At 54.5% G+C, this 14,190-nt stretch carries 16 protein-coding genes and 1 rRNA gene; 8 read left to right on the top strand and 9 right to left on the bottom strand.

Annotated elements, in window-relative coordinates; all coding sequences use genetic code 11:
• Together ACDO57_RS15980 and gmhB are read right to left on the bottom strand one after the other, a co-directional pair.
• Positions 1–71, bottom strand: a 16S ribosomal RNA gene (locus ACDO57_RS15980); the annotation flags it as partial.
• 368 nt (positions 72–439) lie between these two features.
• A complete protein-coding gene (gmhB, locus tag ACDO57_RS15975; RefSeq protein ID WP_090418968.1) occupies positions 440–1,006 on the bottom strand; it encodes a D-glycero-beta-D-manno-heptose 1,7-bisphosphate 7-phosphatase in 567 nt (188 codons plus the stop codon).
• A gap of 188 nt (positions 1,007–1,194) precedes the next feature.
• Between gmhB and metN the strand changes: the two genes are divergently transcribed.
• From metN to proS, 6 genes are all read left to right on the top strand, one after another.
• Positions 1,195–2,226: a methionine ABC transporter ATP-binding protein MetN gene (gene metN, locus ACDO57_RS15970; protein ID WP_048990396.1), complete on the top strand. Its 1,032-nt coding sequence runs from the start codon at positions 1,195–1,197 to the stop codon at positions 2,224–2,226.
• Positions 2,219–2,872, top strand: coding sequence for a methionine ABC transporter permease MetI (locus ACDO57_RS15965; RefSeq protein ID WP_014168730.1), 654 nt, complete (start codon positions 2,219–2,221; stop codon positions 2,870–2,872). The genes metN and ACDO57_RS15965 overlap by 8 nt, the downstream gene beginning before the upstream one ends.
• 40 nt (positions 2,873–2,912) lie before the next feature.
• Entirely contained in the window at positions 2,913–3,728 is an 816-nt protein-coding gene (gene metQ / locus ACDO57_RS15960; protein WP_050861684.1) for a methionine ABC transporter substrate-binding lipoprotein MetQ, read from the top strand.
• 106 nt (positions 3,729–3,834) lie between these two features.
• Positions 3,835–4,239, top strand: coding sequence for an Rcs stress response system protein RcsF (gene rcsF, locus ACDO57_RS15955; protein WP_048990394.1), 405 nt, complete (start codon positions 3,835–3,837; stop codon positions 4,237–4,239).
• Positions 4,236–4,943, top strand: a complete 708-nt coding sequence (tsaA, locus tag ACDO57_RS15950; RefSeq protein WP_032649713.1) for a tRNA (N6-threonylcarbamoyladenosine(37)-N6)-methyltransferase TrmO — start codon at positions 4,236–4,238, stop codon at positions 4,941–4,943. The genes rcsF and tsaA overlap by 4 nt, the downstream gene beginning before the upstream one ends.
• Positions 4,944–5,055: 112 nt before the next feature.
• Complete coding sequence (proS, locus tag ACDO57_RS15945; RefSeq protein WP_048990392.1) at positions 5,056–6,774, top strand: proline--tRNA ligase; 1,719 nt, start codon at positions 5,056–5,058, stop codon at positions 6,772–6,774.
• A 47-nt stretch (positions 6,775–6,821) separates the two neighbouring features.
• Here the strand turns inward: proS and nlpE are convergent, their stop codons facing one another.
• From nlpE to ACDO57_RS15930, 3 genes are read right to left on the bottom strand one after another with little or no spacing between them, the layout of a single operon-like run.
• Positions 6,822–7,520, bottom strand: a complete 699-nt coding sequence (gene nlpE, locus ACDO57_RS15940; protein WP_032649717.1) for an envelope stress response activation lipoprotein NlpE — start codon at positions 7,518–7,520, stop codon at positions 6,822–6,824.
• A gap of 34 nt (positions 7,521–7,554) precedes the next feature.
• Positions 7,555–7,977 (bottom strand): alternative ribosome rescue aminoacyl-tRNA hydrolase ArfB, encoded by a 423-nt coding sequence (arfB, locus tag ACDO57_RS15935; protein ID WP_032649720.1) that lies wholly within the window; start codon positions 7,975–7,977, stop codon positions 7,555–7,557.
• Positions 7,974–8,519, bottom strand: coding sequence for a YaeQ family protein (locus tag ACDO57_RS15930; RefSeq protein WP_023310470.1), 546 nt, complete (start codon positions 8,517–8,519; stop codon positions 7,974–7,976). Before ACDO57_RS15930 ends, arfB begins: the two co-directional genes overlap by 4 nt.
• A 196-nt stretch (positions 8,520–8,715) precedes the next feature.
• On the opposite strand from ACDO57_RS15930, the gene ACDO57_RS15925 reads away from it, so the two are divergent.
• Both ACDO57_RS15925 and rof read left to right on the top strand, forming a co-directional pair.
• Entirely contained in the window at positions 8,716–8,916 is a 201-nt protein-coding gene (locus tag ACDO57_RS15925; protein WP_008501889.1) for a YaeP family protein, read from the top strand.
• Positions 8,903–9,163, top strand: coding sequence for a Rho-binding antiterminator (gene rof / locus ACDO57_RS15920; protein WP_024907532.1), 261 nt, complete (start codon positions 8,903–8,905; stop codon positions 9,161–9,163). The genes ACDO57_RS15925 and rof overlap by 14 nt, the downstream gene beginning before the upstream one ends.
• A gap of 28 nt (positions 9,164–9,191) precedes the next feature.
• Here the strand turns inward: rof and tilS are convergent, their stop codons facing one another.
• The 4 genes from tilS to accA all read right to left on the bottom strand — a co-directional run bounded on the left by tilS (position 9,192) and on the right by accA (position 14,187).
• Positions 9,192–10,481 carry a tRNA lysidine(34) synthetase TilS gene (tilS, locus tag ACDO57_RS15915; protein WP_370884254.1) on the bottom strand — a complete coding sequence of 430 codons (1,290 nt, stop codon included), beginning with the start codon at positions 10,479–10,481 and terminating at the stop codon, positions 9,192–9,194.
• 58 nt (positions 10,482–10,539) lie between these two features.
• Positions 10,540–10,929 carry a VOC family protein gene (locus ACDO57_RS15910; protein WP_032649725.1) on the bottom strand — a complete coding sequence of 130 codons (390 nt, stop codon included), beginning with the start codon at positions 10,927–10,929 and terminating at the stop codon, positions 10,540–10,542.
• A gap of 65 nt (positions 10,930–10,994) precedes the next feature.
• Positions 10,995–13,127: a lysine decarboxylase LdcC gene (locus ACDO57_RS15905; protein ID WP_370884253.1), complete on the bottom strand. Its 2,133-nt coding sequence runs from the start codon at positions 13,125–13,127 to the stop codon at positions 10,995–10,997.
• Positions 13,128–13,227: 100 nt separating this feature from the next.
• Positions 13,228–14,187 (bottom strand): acetyl-CoA carboxylase carboxyl transferase subunit alpha, encoded by a 960-nt coding sequence (gene accA, locus ACDO57_RS15900; RefSeq protein WP_008501895.1) that lies wholly within the window; start codon positions 14,185–14,187, stop codon positions 13,228–13,230.
• Positions 14,188–14,190: the final 3 nt, after the last annotated feature.

Here is a 14,190-nt window from a genome sequence, read left to right as displayed (position 1 = left end):
TACCGCTCGACTTGCATGTGTTAGGCCTGCCGCCAGCGTTCAATCTGAGCCATGATCAAACTCTTCAATTTAAGTTTGATGCTCGTGAATTAAACTTCGTAATGAATTACGTATGTTCACTCAGAGACTTGGTATTCATTTATTGTCCGAAGACATTAAGAATCCATGTCACTTTGAGTGCCCACACAGATTGTCTGATAAATTGTTAAAGAGCAGTGCAACGCGGCTTTCGCTCACCGTTGCGAGGTGGCGTATATTACGCTTTCCTCTTTCAGAGTCAACCCGTTATTTCAGGATTTTTTCTCTTCAACCGACCGGGTTGTTTGTGAAGTGATTCACATCCGCCGTGTCGATGGAGGCGCATTATAGGGGGCCGCCGAGGAATGACAAGCGGAAAAATGCATTTTTATTTCAACCGCTCATCTTTTCGCCAAAAAGGCTATTTATGGTGCTTTTTAATCTCTTTTGGCAGATCGGCCAGACTATTAATCACCCAATCCGCTGCATTTTCTGCTTCTGGCGTTACTGGCTTACCGGTGCGGACTAATATTTTGGTCCCTACACCCGCTGCTGCTGCTGCCTGCATATCTTCCAGTTTATCGCCCACCATATAAGAAGCAGACATATCAATGTGCAGGAACTCCTGCGCAGAGATGAACATCCCCGGATGCGGCTTACGGCAGTCGCAGGTCTGGCGATACGCTTCTACCGTTCCCTGCGGGTGGTGCGGACAATAATAGATGCCGTCGAGATCCACGCCGCGGTCGGCCAGCGACCAGTCCATCCATTCCGTCAGCGTCTCGAACTGCGCTTCGGTGAATTTACCGCGTGCAATACCGGACTGGTTCGTTACAACTACCAGCGCATAGCCCATCTCTTTCAGCTGGCGCATGGCATCTATTACGCCCTCGATAAACTCGAACTCATCAATCTCATGGACATAACCGTGATCCACATTAATAGTGCCGTCACGATCGAGAAAAATTGCGGGTACTGATTTTGCCACCGGTTTGCTCCTGAAAAAGGCATGTTCGACTAGTATCTCATGAATCGCAGCGCAATAAAGTGCTCATCATACAGAGTTGGATTGATTTAGACGTCTGGATGCCTTAACATCCGTTTTGTTTACGGTCATCACCCGTATCTGGCAGAAGAAAATGCCACGGCTAACTTACATACGATAAAAATAATCTAATGATTAAACTTTCCAATATCACCAAAGTGTTCCAGCAGGGGAACCGAACCATTCAGGCGCTGAACAACGTCAGTCTGCATGTTCCTGCTGGTCAAATTTATGGCGTCATTGGCGCATCGGGTGCAGGTAAAAGCACGCTGATCCGTTGTGTTAACCTGCTTGAGCGCCCAACCCAGGGCAGCGTAGAAGTTGGCGGCCAGGAACTTACCGCCCTTTCAGAAAAAGAACTCACCAAAGCGCGTCGTCAGATTGGCATGATTTTCCAGCACTTTAACCTGCTGGCCTCCCGCACCGTGTTCGGCAATGTTGCCTTACCGCTTGAGCTGGATAACACGCCGAAAGAAGAAGTGAAGCGTCGCGTCACCGAGCTGCTCGACCTCGTGGGTCTGGGCGATAAACATGATAGCTACCCGGCAAATCTGTCCGGTGGGCAAAAACAGCGTGTGGCCATTGCCCGCGCGCTGGCAAGCAATCCTAAGGTACTGCTGTGTGATGAAGCCACCAGCGCACTGGATCCGGCCACCACGCGTTCGATTCTGGAACTGCTGAAAGACATTAACCGTCGCCTGGGCCTGACGATCCTCCTTATTACGCACGAGATGGACGTGGTGAAACGCATCTGCGACTGCGTGGCGGTCATCAGCAACGGTGAACTGATCGAGCAGGACACGGTAAGTGAAGTGTTCTCGCATCCGAAAACCCCGCTGGCACAGCAGTTCATCCAGTCCACCCTGCATCTCGATATTCCGGAAGACTATCTGGAGCGTTTGAAAACCGAATCCACCGCAGACAGCGTCCCGATGCTGCGCATGGAGTTCACCGGTCAGTCCGTTGACGCTCCCCTGCTTTCCGAAACCGCGCGTCGCTTTAACGTGAACAACAACATCATCAGCGCGCAGATGGATTACGCCGGTGGCGTGAAGTTCGGCATCATGCTGACAGAAATGCACGGCACACAAGAAGAAACCCAGGCCGCGATTGCCTGGCTGCAAGAACATCATGTAAAAGTAGAGGTACTGGGTTATGTCTGAGCCGATGATGTGGCTGCTGGTTCGCGGCGTTTGGGAAACGCTGGCAATGACCTTTGTCTCTGGCTTCTTTGGTTTTGTGATTGGCCTGCCGGTCGGCGTATTGCTGTACGTAACGCGTCCGGGTCAAATCATTGAGAACGCGAAACTGTACCGTACGCTCTCTGCGCTGGTGAACATCTTCCGTTCTATCCCCTTCATTATTCTGCTGGTGTGGATGATTCCGTTTACCCGCGTGATCGTCGGAACGTCTATCGGTCTGCAGGCAGCGATCGTTCCGCTGACCGTAGGGGCTGCGCCGTTTATCGCCCGTATGGTGGAAAACGCCCTGCTGGAAATTCCAACCGGTTTGATCGAAGCTTCCCGCGCGATGGGCGCAACACCGATGCAGATCGTGCGCAAAGTCCTGCTCCCGGAAGCACTGCCAGGCCTGGTGAATGCGGCAACCATCACGCTCATCACCCTGGTCGGTTATTCGGCAATGGGTGGTGCAGTTGGCGCGGGCGGTTTAGGTCAGATTGGTTACCAGTACGGCTATATTGGATATAACGCTACCGTGATGAATACCGTTCTGGTATTGCTGGTTGTTCTGGTTTACTTAATCCAGTTCTCTGGCGATCGCATCGTCCGGACCGTTACTCACAAATAACGTTACACACAACACAAACTCTACGAGTTAAGGATAAAACATGGCGTTTAAATTAAAGACCTTTGCAGCAGTAGGCGCGCTGATCGGCTCTCTGGCACTGGTGGGTTGCGGTCAGGACGAAAAGGATCCAAACCACATTAAAGTGGGTGTTATCGTGGGTGCAGAACAGCAGGTTGCGGAAGTTGCTCAGAAAGTGGCAAAAGAGAAGTATGGCCTGGACGTTGAGCTGGTGACCTTCAACGATTACGTTCTGCCGAACGAAGCGCTGAGCAAAGGCGATATCGACGCGAACGCCTTCCAGCATAAGCCATACCTGGACCAGCAGATCAAAGATCGTGGCTATAAACTGGTGGGTGTCGGTAACACCTTCGTTTATCCAATTGCCGGTTACTCTAAGAAAATTAAATCGCTGGACGAACTGCAGCCGGGCTCTCAGGTAGCCGTGCCTAACGACCCAACCAACCTTGGTCGTTCCCTGCTGCTGCTGCAGAAAGTGGGTCTGATCAAACTGAAAGACGGTGTTGGCCTGCTGCCAACCGTTCTGGATGTCACCGAGAACCCGAAAAATCTGAAAATTGTTGAACTGGAAGCGCCTCAGCTGCCACGTTCTCTGGACGATGCCCAAATTTCCCTGGCCGTTATCAACACCACTTACGCCAGCCAGATTGGCCTGACGCCAGCCAAAGACGGTATCTTCGTTGAAGATAAAGATTCCCCGTACGTTAACCTGATCGTGACTCGCGAAGACAATAAAGACGCGGAAAACGTGAAGAAATTCGTTCAGGCTTATCAGTCTGATGAAGTTTACCAGGAAGCCAACAAAGTGTTTAACGGTGGCGCTGTTAAAGGCTGGTAATCTCACCTCAGTGTAATATCATCAGGACGGGCTTATGCCCGTCTTGTCATTTGTGCAGTCAACTGATTCAATATCTGACGTTTTGATTATCCATTGAGGAAATATTATGCGTGCTTTACCGATCTGTCTTTTAGCACTCATGCTGAGCGGCTGTTCAATGCTAAGCAGATCTCCCGTTGAACCCGTTCAAAGCACGGCAACCCCGCCAAAAACAGAGCCTGCGAAACCAAAAGTGGTTCGCCCTGCGCCAGTTCGCATTATCACGAAAGCGGACGAACTCGTCGGTAAACCGTTCCGTGAACTGGGCGAAGTAAGCGGCGATTCCTGTCAGGCGTCCAATCAGGACTCACCACCGAATATTCCGACAGCGCGTAAACGCATGCAGATCAATGCCGCAAAAATGAAAGCTAACGCGGTCCTGCTGCACAGCTGCGAAGTCACCAGCGGCACTCCGGGTTGCTACCGTCAGGCGGTTTGCATCGGTTCTGCGTTGAACATCACGGCGAAATGAGTGCATTTCAGTTCGAGCAGATAGGCGTTATCCACTCTCCCTATAAAGAGAAGTTCGCCGTCCCCCGCCAGCCCGGTCTTGTCACCAGCGGACGCGGTGAGCTTCACCTGATTGCGCCTTACAATCAGGCCGATGCGGTACGCGGGCTCGAGGCTTTCAGCCATTTATGGGTGGTATTCGTGTTTCACCAGACGATGGAAGGCGGCTGGCGTCCTACCGTGCGCCCTCCTCGTCTTGGTGGAAATGCGAGAATGGGCGTGTTTGCAACGCGCTCGACCTTCCGCCCAAATCCGGTTGGCATGTCGCTGGTTGAACTGAAAGGCATACGCTGCCAGAAAGATCGGGTGATACTGGAGTTAGGTAGCCTGGATCTGGTCGACGGCACGCCGGTTATCGACATCAAACCCTATTTGCCCTTCGCCGAAGCCCTCCCGGACGCGCGTGCAAGTTATGCTCAGGACGCACCGCAGGCGGACATGCCTGTTTATTTTACGCCTGAGATAACCGCGCAGCTCGGTCAACTGGAGAAACGCTATCCTCGCTTACGGGATTTCATCACCGAAGTTCTGGCACAGGACCCGCGGCCGGCCTACCGTAAAGAAGAGGAAGCAGGAAAATCATACGCCGTCTGGCTGCTTGATTTTAACGTTCGCTGGCGCGTCACCGGGGCAGGTTTTGAAGTGTTTGCCCTTGAACCCAGGTAATTTTGTTCTCCTCTCTTTTGGCATCTTTGCCACACTGGTAAACTAAACCACTTTTTTTGTGTCAGGCTGGTGTTTCAGCCTGTTCCAATCGTCGAAATGGAACCGTAACAACATGCGTACTAGCCAATATCTGCTCTCCACTCTGAAGGAGACGCCTGCCGACGCCGAAGTGATCAGCCATCAGCTGATGCTGCGCGCCGGGATGATCCGCAAGCTGGCCTCCGGGTTATACACCTGGCTGCCGACCGGCGTGCGCGTCCTGAAAAAAGTCGAAAACATCGTGCGTGAAGAGATGAACAACGCCGGTGCTATCGAGGTGTCCATGCCTGTGGTTCAGCCCGCTGACCTGTGGCAGGAGAGTGGCCGTTGGGAACAATATGGCCCTGAACTGCTGCGCTTCGTCGATCGCGGCGAGCGTCCGTTCGTTCTCGGCCCAACGCATGAAGAAGTCATTACCGACCTGATTCGTAATGAGCTGAGCTCTTACAAACAGCTGCCGCTGAACTTCTTCCAGATCCAGACCAAGTTCCGTGACGAAGTTCGCCCACGTTTCGGCGTCATGCGCTCTCGCGAATTCCTGATGAAAGATGCCTACTCTTTCCATACCTCTCAGGAATCCCTGCAAGAGACGTACGACGCAATGTACGCGGCATACAGCAAAATCTTCTCCCGCATGGGTCTGGATTTCCGTGCTGTGCAGGCTGATACCGGCTCCATCGGCGGTAGCGCATCCCATGAGTTCCAGGTACTGGCGCAGAGCGGTGAAGACGATGTGATCTTCTCTGACTCTTCAGACTACGCGGCGAACATCGAATTTGCAGAGGCGCTGGCGCCAAAAGAACCACGTGCTGCTGCAACGCAAGAGATGACGCTGGTTGACACGCCAAACGCGAAAACCATCGCCGAGCTGGTTGAGCAGTTCAACCTGCCAGTTGAAAAAACCGTTAAGACCCTGCTGGTGAAATCCACCGAAGGGAGCGCTTACCCGCTGGTTGCCCTGCTGGTGCGTGGCGATCACGAGCTGAACGAAGTGAAAGCCGAGAAGCTGCCGCAGGTAGCCAGCCCGCTGACGTTCGCGACGGAAGCGGAAATCCGCGCCGTGGTGAATGCGGGTCCAGGTTCACTGGGTCCAGTCAATCTGCCGGTTCCGGTTGTTATTGACCGCACGGTAGCCGCGATGAGCGACTTCTCCGCCGGTGCGAACATCGACGGTAAACACTTCTTCGGCATCAACTGGGATCGCGATGTGGCGACGCCGGAAGTGGCTGACATCCGCAACGTGGTAGCAGGCGATCCAAGCCCGGACGGCCAGGGTACCCTGATGATCAAGCGCGGTATCGAAGTGGGTCACATCTTCCAGCTGGGCGATAAATACTCGCGCGCGCTGAACGCCGCCGTTCAGGGTGAAGATGGCCGTAACCAGATCCTGACCATGGGTTGCTACGGGATCGGGGTGACGCGCGTGGTAGCTGCCGCCATTGAGCAGAACTACGACGAGCGCGGCATCGTCTGGCCGGACAACATCGCGCCGTTCCAGGTTGCTATTCTGCCAATGAACATGCACAAGTCTTACCGCGTGCAGGAGCTGGCCGAGAAGCTGTATGCCGAGCTGCGCGCTCAGGGTATCGAAGTGCTGATGGATGACCGTAAAGAGCGTCCGGGCGTGATGTTTGCCGATATGGAACTGATCGGTATCCCACACACCGTCGTGATCGGCGACCGTAACCTCGACAGCGACGAGATTGAATACAAATACCGTCGCAGCGGCGAAAAACAGATGATCAAGACCGGCGACATTCTTGATTACCTGGTGAAAGCCATCAAAGGCTAAACAAAAAACCCCGCTCAGGCGGGGTTTTTTAATGGCGCTACGTCAGCTTACTTGCTGTTACAGTCTTTGCCCGCAATAAATTTCGCGTCTTTGTCCGCCACCAGCGTTTTCACCATCTCTCCGCTATCCGGGTTTGGCTCCAGCGTAAAGTGACCGTCCACCGTCAGCAATACCGGTTTGCTGTCATTGCCGCGCGCCACAGCGTAATCGCGTTCAAGCTGGGCATTGTTTGCCACGCTGACCTTCTTGCCGGTTGCGCAGTCGGTAAAGATCGCCGCATCCGCCATATAGAAGTACATCCCCCGCATTGCCATCGGCGTTGCAGGCAGGGCCGCTTTCACCGGCGCCAGCGTGTAGTTTAACTGGGATTGAATAGGGTTACCTTCGCGGTCGAGCATCTCCATGCTGTCACCTTTAGGACGGAACCAGGTTTTCTCACCGGTGGTATCGGTCAGGACCAGCTTCTCCGCCGTACGCGCCCATGTTCCATAAGTCGCAAAAGAAGAAGGCTCTTTCGCCCCCTGATAGCGCTGGTTCATTACCCAGGTGCCGTCTTTTTGCAGGAACAGGGACGTTTCAATGCCTTCACAGTCCGCGCAAGGCAATACGCCACGCCAGCTCTGCTGCATCGGTTTTAATTCTTCCGTTTGCGTGGGTTGTAAAACCTGCGTTTCGGAGCGGTTGTTACACCCGAAAAGCGCAAACAGCGTACTCACTGCCAGCGCTGACCATAATGCTTTTTTCACAATGAATTCCTTATGAAAAGTGTGTTCCCTTTCGTCACTCTGTCGGGCGACGAACTTTACCGCGTAGTGCTTTCACTGTGGATTTTTGGGCCTTCGAGGACAAACGACGCTCTTTCGATGCGCGGGTTGGCCGCGTTGCCCGGCGGCTTTTTTGTACTGCCGTTAACTCTTTGATGACCGCCACCAGCCTGGCTATCGCCGCTTCCCGGTTGAGCTCCTGGCTACGGTACTCCTGGGCTTTAATCACAATCACACCATCGCTGGTGATCAGGTGGTGGCTGGCGGCAAGCAGACTTTCTTTATAATACTCTGGCAGGCTTGAGGCCCGAATGTCAAAACGCAAATGGATAGCCGTCGACGCCTTGTTCACGTGCTGCCCACCGGCCCCCTGTGCACGGATAGCGGTGATCTCCAGCTCGTTGTCCGGAATGCTGACGTTTCGGGACAAGACGATCATGAGGCCGGTTGCCACGCCGTCAAATGAATTTCCAGATTATTCTGAGAATCAGAAAGCCAGATTGCACCGTCCTGAATCGTAGCCTGCAATACCATGGTCCGGCTGGCAAACTCGCTCAGCTGAGCCAGCTGCTCATCATCCAGATACCAGACCGTAAGATTTTTAAACTGTCCGCACTTGCTCTTGTTTTGCTGCCACCAGATCTCCGCAGCGCGCTGATTATACGCGAATAAGGCCACTTCAGCGGACTGGGTGCAGGCCTTCTTAATTCTGCGCTCGTCCGGCAGTCCGAGTTCGATCCACAAATCGATACCCAGATGATCGTTGCGCAGCCAGGCTTCAGGCTCGTCTTCTGCGCTTAAGCCACGGGTAAACTGCAGACGCTCGTCGGCATACTTTATCCACGCCAGCAGGCGCAGCATCATGCGCTCCTGGGTTTCGGAGGGGTGGCGTGCCAGCGTCAGCGAGGCGTCCAGGAACTGGTTGCGATCCAGATCGGCCACATTGACCACTGCTTTATAAATTGTCGCTTTCAGCGCCATGAGAGAACTCCATTCGAATCAGGCGCCCATTGTAGCGAAAACCGCGGCAAAAGGCTGTTATGGGGTGTTAAATACACCGCTATCAAGGCGCTGATATTGCTTAAATGAGTATGGTATAGTCACCTTGCTAAACCGAGTTTATCTTCGTAGGCTTAATGATATCTCACAGTAAGTCAGTGCGCTGGCGGGAGGGGATGTGAATAATTATTGTGAGTTAATTCGCAAACGGTATGCGGAAATCGCCAGCGGAGATCTGGGGTATGTCCCGGATGCGTTGGGCTGTGTATTGAAAGTGCTTAATGAAGTGGCCTCTGATGAGAGCCTTTCAGAGTCGGTCAGGGAAAAAGCAGCGTATGCTGCGGCGAATTTACTGGTGAGCGATTATGTCGATGAATGATACTTATCAACCCATCAATTGTGATGACTATGACAACCTCGAACTCGCCTGCCAGCATCATTTATTACTGACGCTGGAGCTAAAAGATGGCGAAGTGTTGAAAGCGAAAGCCAACGATCTGGTTTCACGTAAGAACGTGGAATACCTGATAGTGGAAGATGCCGGTGCGACGCGTGAGCTGCGTCTGGATAAAATAGCCAGCTTCAGCCACCCGCAAATCGGCACCGTCGTGGTGAGCGAATCCTGATGACATTAACGGGCAGCCAGGCTGCCCGTTACGCTTTCTGCCACTCAAACCTGGCACCCTCTTCTGACCACCCCTCTTCCGTGATGAAAACTCCTGCCGCAGCGATAAGCGTTTCACCGTAGAACAGCAGTGGCGTGGTGTCGCGCAGCCACGGCGGCACGTTACACTCCTGCCATATTTTCTTCAGCTTCCGCCCCCCGTTGCGCCCGACGATATGCAGCATTCCGCCAGCCTTAAAGCGCACGGTGACCGGTTCACCGGGCTTCGGCAACCTCACATGACCAGACGGCAGGAGAGAGACGTGTCCTGCCTCACAGGGCAATACCAGCGGTGCGTCAGGTGAAAGCCAGTCGAGCACCACATCGGTCAGTGAGGGCGTGGATTTTATCCACCAGAGTTCCCCTTTATAGCGTCTTACGTCAAAACCGTTCAGTTGGACGCACGGGGAAGCATCATCCCGCGCCAGCGCGACTTCGTCCCAGATGCGGCTCAGCATCGCCCGCGACGGCATCGCAGCGTGATGACAGGCCAGCCAGCGTCGTATCAGTGCGGCGCGACGCACCGGGCTCATCGCTGTCAGCGGTGCAATGGCCAGCGCTCCGGCCTCAGAAATCAGTTCAGCTAGCTCGTCGCTCAACAGCTCGTCCAGCAGCGATTCCTGTTCGGCGCACAGCATGGCGCTTCTTGCCGTCGCGTCGGCGAAATGCGGCCAGCGCTCGCTTAAAAGCGGGAGGACGCGCAGACGCAGAAAGTTACGGTCATAGCCGTCATCCTGGTTGCTCTCATCGTCAATCCAGCTCAGCTGATGTTCTCGCGCCCAGGCCTCAAGCGAGGCGCGCGTCTCGCCAAGCAGCGGACGCAGTAACGTTGTGCCGGCAAATGCAGAACGCGCCGGCATGGCTGACAGCCCCGCCGGTCCGCTGCCCCGCTTAAGCGCCAGCAGAAAGGTTTCACACTGATCGTCCAGATGCTGGGCCGTGACCAGCGCTTCTCCAGGACGTAACGCCCCGGCAAACGCGGAATATCGGGCTTTACGCGCCTGCGCCTCGATGCCAAGCCCTTCCTCCGCAAGCGTGACGCGCTCGACGATGAGCGGGATCGCCCAGGCCGCACATAAGGCTTCGCAGTGCGCCACCCACTCCTCTGCGTGAGGACTTAATCCGTGGTGAATATGCATCGCCCGAAGCTGGACGTCAGGCTCCCGGTCGCGCCAGCGTTTAAGACGATGGAGCAGAACGGTGGAATCCAGGCCACCGCTAAACCCCACCAGCAGCTGGCGGTACGGTGAAACGGCGTGTGCGATAGCGGGTAAGGTCATAGGGAATTACACATAAAAAATGCCCGAACTGAGCGGGCATTATCACACAGGACGAAGATTACTGCTGATAAAGCTCCAGCGGCAGGCCGTCCGGGTCGTTGAAAAAGGTAAAGCGCTTGTCGGTGAACGGATCGACGCGGATCGCTTCACACGTCACGCCGTGCGCTTCCAGATGTTTGACTGCGCAATCCAGATCATCGACGCTGAAGGCAAGGTGGCGCAGGCCGCATGCTTCCGGACGGGACGGACGCGCAGGCGGAAAAGGAAAAGAGAACAGCTCAATCACATACTGCCCGTTTAACGCCAGATCGCCCTTCCAGGAGTCGCGCTCTTCACGGTAGGCCTCGCTCATGAGCGTAAAGCCCAGGATGTCGCAGTAGAAGGCCTTACTTTTCGCGTAATCGGTCGCAATAATCGCAATATGATGAACAGCTTTTAAACCCAGCATAGCTTCTCCTTTTTATGATGCCTGAACGTTACAACCGAAAACCCGCACCTTGCAAGCGGTCACCCTTATTTTAGGACTCGCACCCAGTAAACGCCGTTCTCATCGCGCTTCGCACCGTGAATATCCGTCTCAAAACCGGGATAGTGACGCCCTACCGAACAGAGCATCAGCAGGAAATCGAGCACGGCCCGACTCTCCTCGGTAATCATCTCTCCTGGCATCAGGAGCGGAACGCCCGGCGGGTAAGGCAGGATCATGTTGGCCGATACGCGCCCGACCAGATTTTCCAGTTCGACGGTTTCGACCTCCCCTTTCACCTGGCGCTGCCAAGCCTTGTGCGGGGTTAATTTCATCTCCGGTAACACATCGAACGCCTGAAGCATCAGACGCGGCAGATCGTGCTGACGGATCAACCTATGGATCCCCTGGGCCAGATCCTGAATACGCATATTGCGATAGAAGTCAGGATCCTCCGCGTAGAGATCCGGCAGCATGTTCTTCACCCGCAGGTTAAGATCGTAGGCGCGCTTAAACTCCATCAGACCGCGCAACAACCCCATCGCCCGCGTTTTATCAATACCAATACTGAACAGGAACAGCAGGTTATAGGGGCCGGTTTTTTCCACCACCACACCCCGTTCATCAAGGAATTTCGCGACCAGCGCGGCCGGAATACCTTCTTCACTCATCTTGCCCTGCTCATCCATGCCCGGCGTCAGGATCGTCACTTTTACCGGGTCGAGGAACATATGGTCGCTATCTGCATCCCGGAAGCCATGCCAGTCTTCGCCGGGCGAGACGGGCCAGCATTCCGCCTCATCAATCTCTTCAGGCTGCCAGATATCAAAGAACCAGCCGTCGGCTTCATCTTTCAGCCGCTGAACCTCTTTGCGGAAATGCAGCGCGCGCTCCACCGAACGGTTGATGAGACGTTTGCCCGGGTTGCCGCGCAGCATCGCCGCGGCCGTTTCAATGGAGGCCACCAGCGGATAGCTCGGTGAGGTGGTAGTGTGCATCATAAAGGCTTCGTTGAACGTGTCTTCGTCGTACTCACCTTTAATGTGGATAAGCGAAGCCTGGGAAAATGCTGCCAGCATTTTGTGCGTCGACTGCGTTTCAAAGAATACTTTACCCGGCACGCGTTCACCGCTCATGCCGCTTTTACCTGCGTATATCGGGTGGAAGTTGGTATACGGTACCCATGCGGAATCAAAGTGGATCGACGGCACGTCCAGCGCCTTTTTGATCCAGTCTGTATTGTATAGCAGACCGTCATAGGTCGAGTTGGTGATCACCGCATGGACGGGCCAGCCTGCGCCTGGCACTGACGCGACCTTGCTTTCAATGGCTTCATGCGTGAACTCCCGGCGCGGAATGCCGCCAAGGATACCGAGCGCGTTACGCGTGGGTGACAGCCAGAGCGGTACGACGTCGCTCATCATCAGCAGGTGCGCCAGCGATTTATGGCAGTTACGGTCAATCAGCAGGGTGCTGCCCGCCGGCGCGGCGTACATACCGACGATTTTGTTCGAAGTCGAGGTGCCGTTGGTCACCATATAGCTCTGCTCTGCGCCAAAGGTGCGGGCGATATACTCTTCGGCTTCCAGATGCGGGCCGGAGTGATCCAGCAGAGAGCCTAATTCGGTGACTGAAATCGACACGTCCGCTTTCAGCGTGTTGCCACCAAAGAAATCATAGAACAGGCAGCCCACCGGGCTTTTTTGATAAGCCGTACCCGCCATATGACCCGGCGTACAGAAGGTATATTTCCCCTCCTTTACGTAGGTGAAAAGCGCCCGGGTAAACGGTGGCGTAATGTTATCGAGATATTCATTCGTGTATTGTTGAATGCGGGTCGCAATATCGTCCGCCACGCCGAGGGAATATTCAAAGAACCACAGCGCCATACGCATATCATTGGCGCTGACGTCCATGGTGGAGTGGGTATTAATAAACGCATACAGCGGGAGGTATTCGTTCAGCTTGTTGATGTCGCTGCACAGTTCGAGATCATATTCATCCCAGTCGAAGATCACGCCGCAGATACGCGGGTTATGCTCGATGAACTTCAGCAGGTCGGCGCTGTTGTGCGGCCAGATTAGCTGATACCCGCGTGACTGCAGGGCTTGCTCCAGCTCCTTAATCGGCTCATCTTTATAAAAGACGCCGTGCGGCCCCATAACGGCAATGATATTCATGGGCTTCCTCCTTAAAAAACATTAGCTAAGCATAGTCCGGCTAAACCGCAGGTATAAAAAAAGCCGCAACATTGTGCGGCTTTTAGGATAATTGTGAAGCTTACGCGTAGCCGTAAGTCATCAGACGCTGGTAACGGCGGTTGAGCAGATCTTCTTTGCTCAGCACGTCAAGGTCTGCCAGATCGGCCAGCAGCTGCGCTTTCAGGGACGCGGCCATCACTTCCGGCTTACGATGTGCACCACCCAGCGGTTCCGGGATGATGGAATCGATCAGCTTAAGCTCTTTCAGACGTGGCGCAATGATGCCCATTGCTTCTGCAGCCAGCGGCGCTTTGTCGGCGCTTTTCCACAGAATGGACGCGCAGCCTTCCGGGGAGATAACGGAATAGGTGCTGTACTGCAGCATATTCACTTTATCGCCCACGCCAATCGCCAGCGCACCGCCGGAACCACCCTCGCCGATAACGGTACAGATGACCGGCACCTTCAGACGAGACATCTCGCGCAGGTTGCGCGCGATGGCTTCAGACTGACCGCGCTCTTCCGCGCCCACGCCAGGGTATGCACCCGGGGTATCGATGAAGGTGATGATTGGCATGTTGAAACGCTCAGCCATCTCCATCAGACGCAGGGCTTTGCGGTAGCCTTCTGGTGCTGGCATACCAAAGTTACGACGGATTTTCTCTTTGGTTTCACGACCTTTCTGATGACCAATGATCATCACCGGGCGTCCGTCCAGACGCGCGATACCGCCAACGATAGCTTTATCGTCAGCGTATGCGCGATCGCCTGCCAGTTCGTCAAATTCGTCAAACGCCAGGCGGACATAATCCAGGGTGTACGGACGCTGTGGATGGCGAGCCAGCTGGGCCACCTGCCATGCGCCGAGATCGGCAAAGATTTTGCGCGTCAGCTCTACGCTTTTCTCGCGCAGACGATGCACTTCTTCGTCGATGTTAATATCCAGTTTTTCATCCTGACGGCTTACCGCTGTCAGAGAATCGATTTTCGCTTCCAGCTCAGCAATCGGCTGTTCGAAATCAAGGAAATTCAGACTCATAGT

Source organism: Enterobacter cloacae complex sp. 2015409 (genome assembly GCF_041365315.1).
In the GTDB taxonomy this organism is placed as follows: Bacteria; Pseudomonadota; Gammaproteobacteria; order Enterobacterales; family Enterobacteriaceae; genus Enterobacter; species Enterobacter pseudoroggenkampii.
Note: the sequence above shows the minus strand (reverse complement) of the source record. Positions and strands in the feature narration are given on the sequence as shown.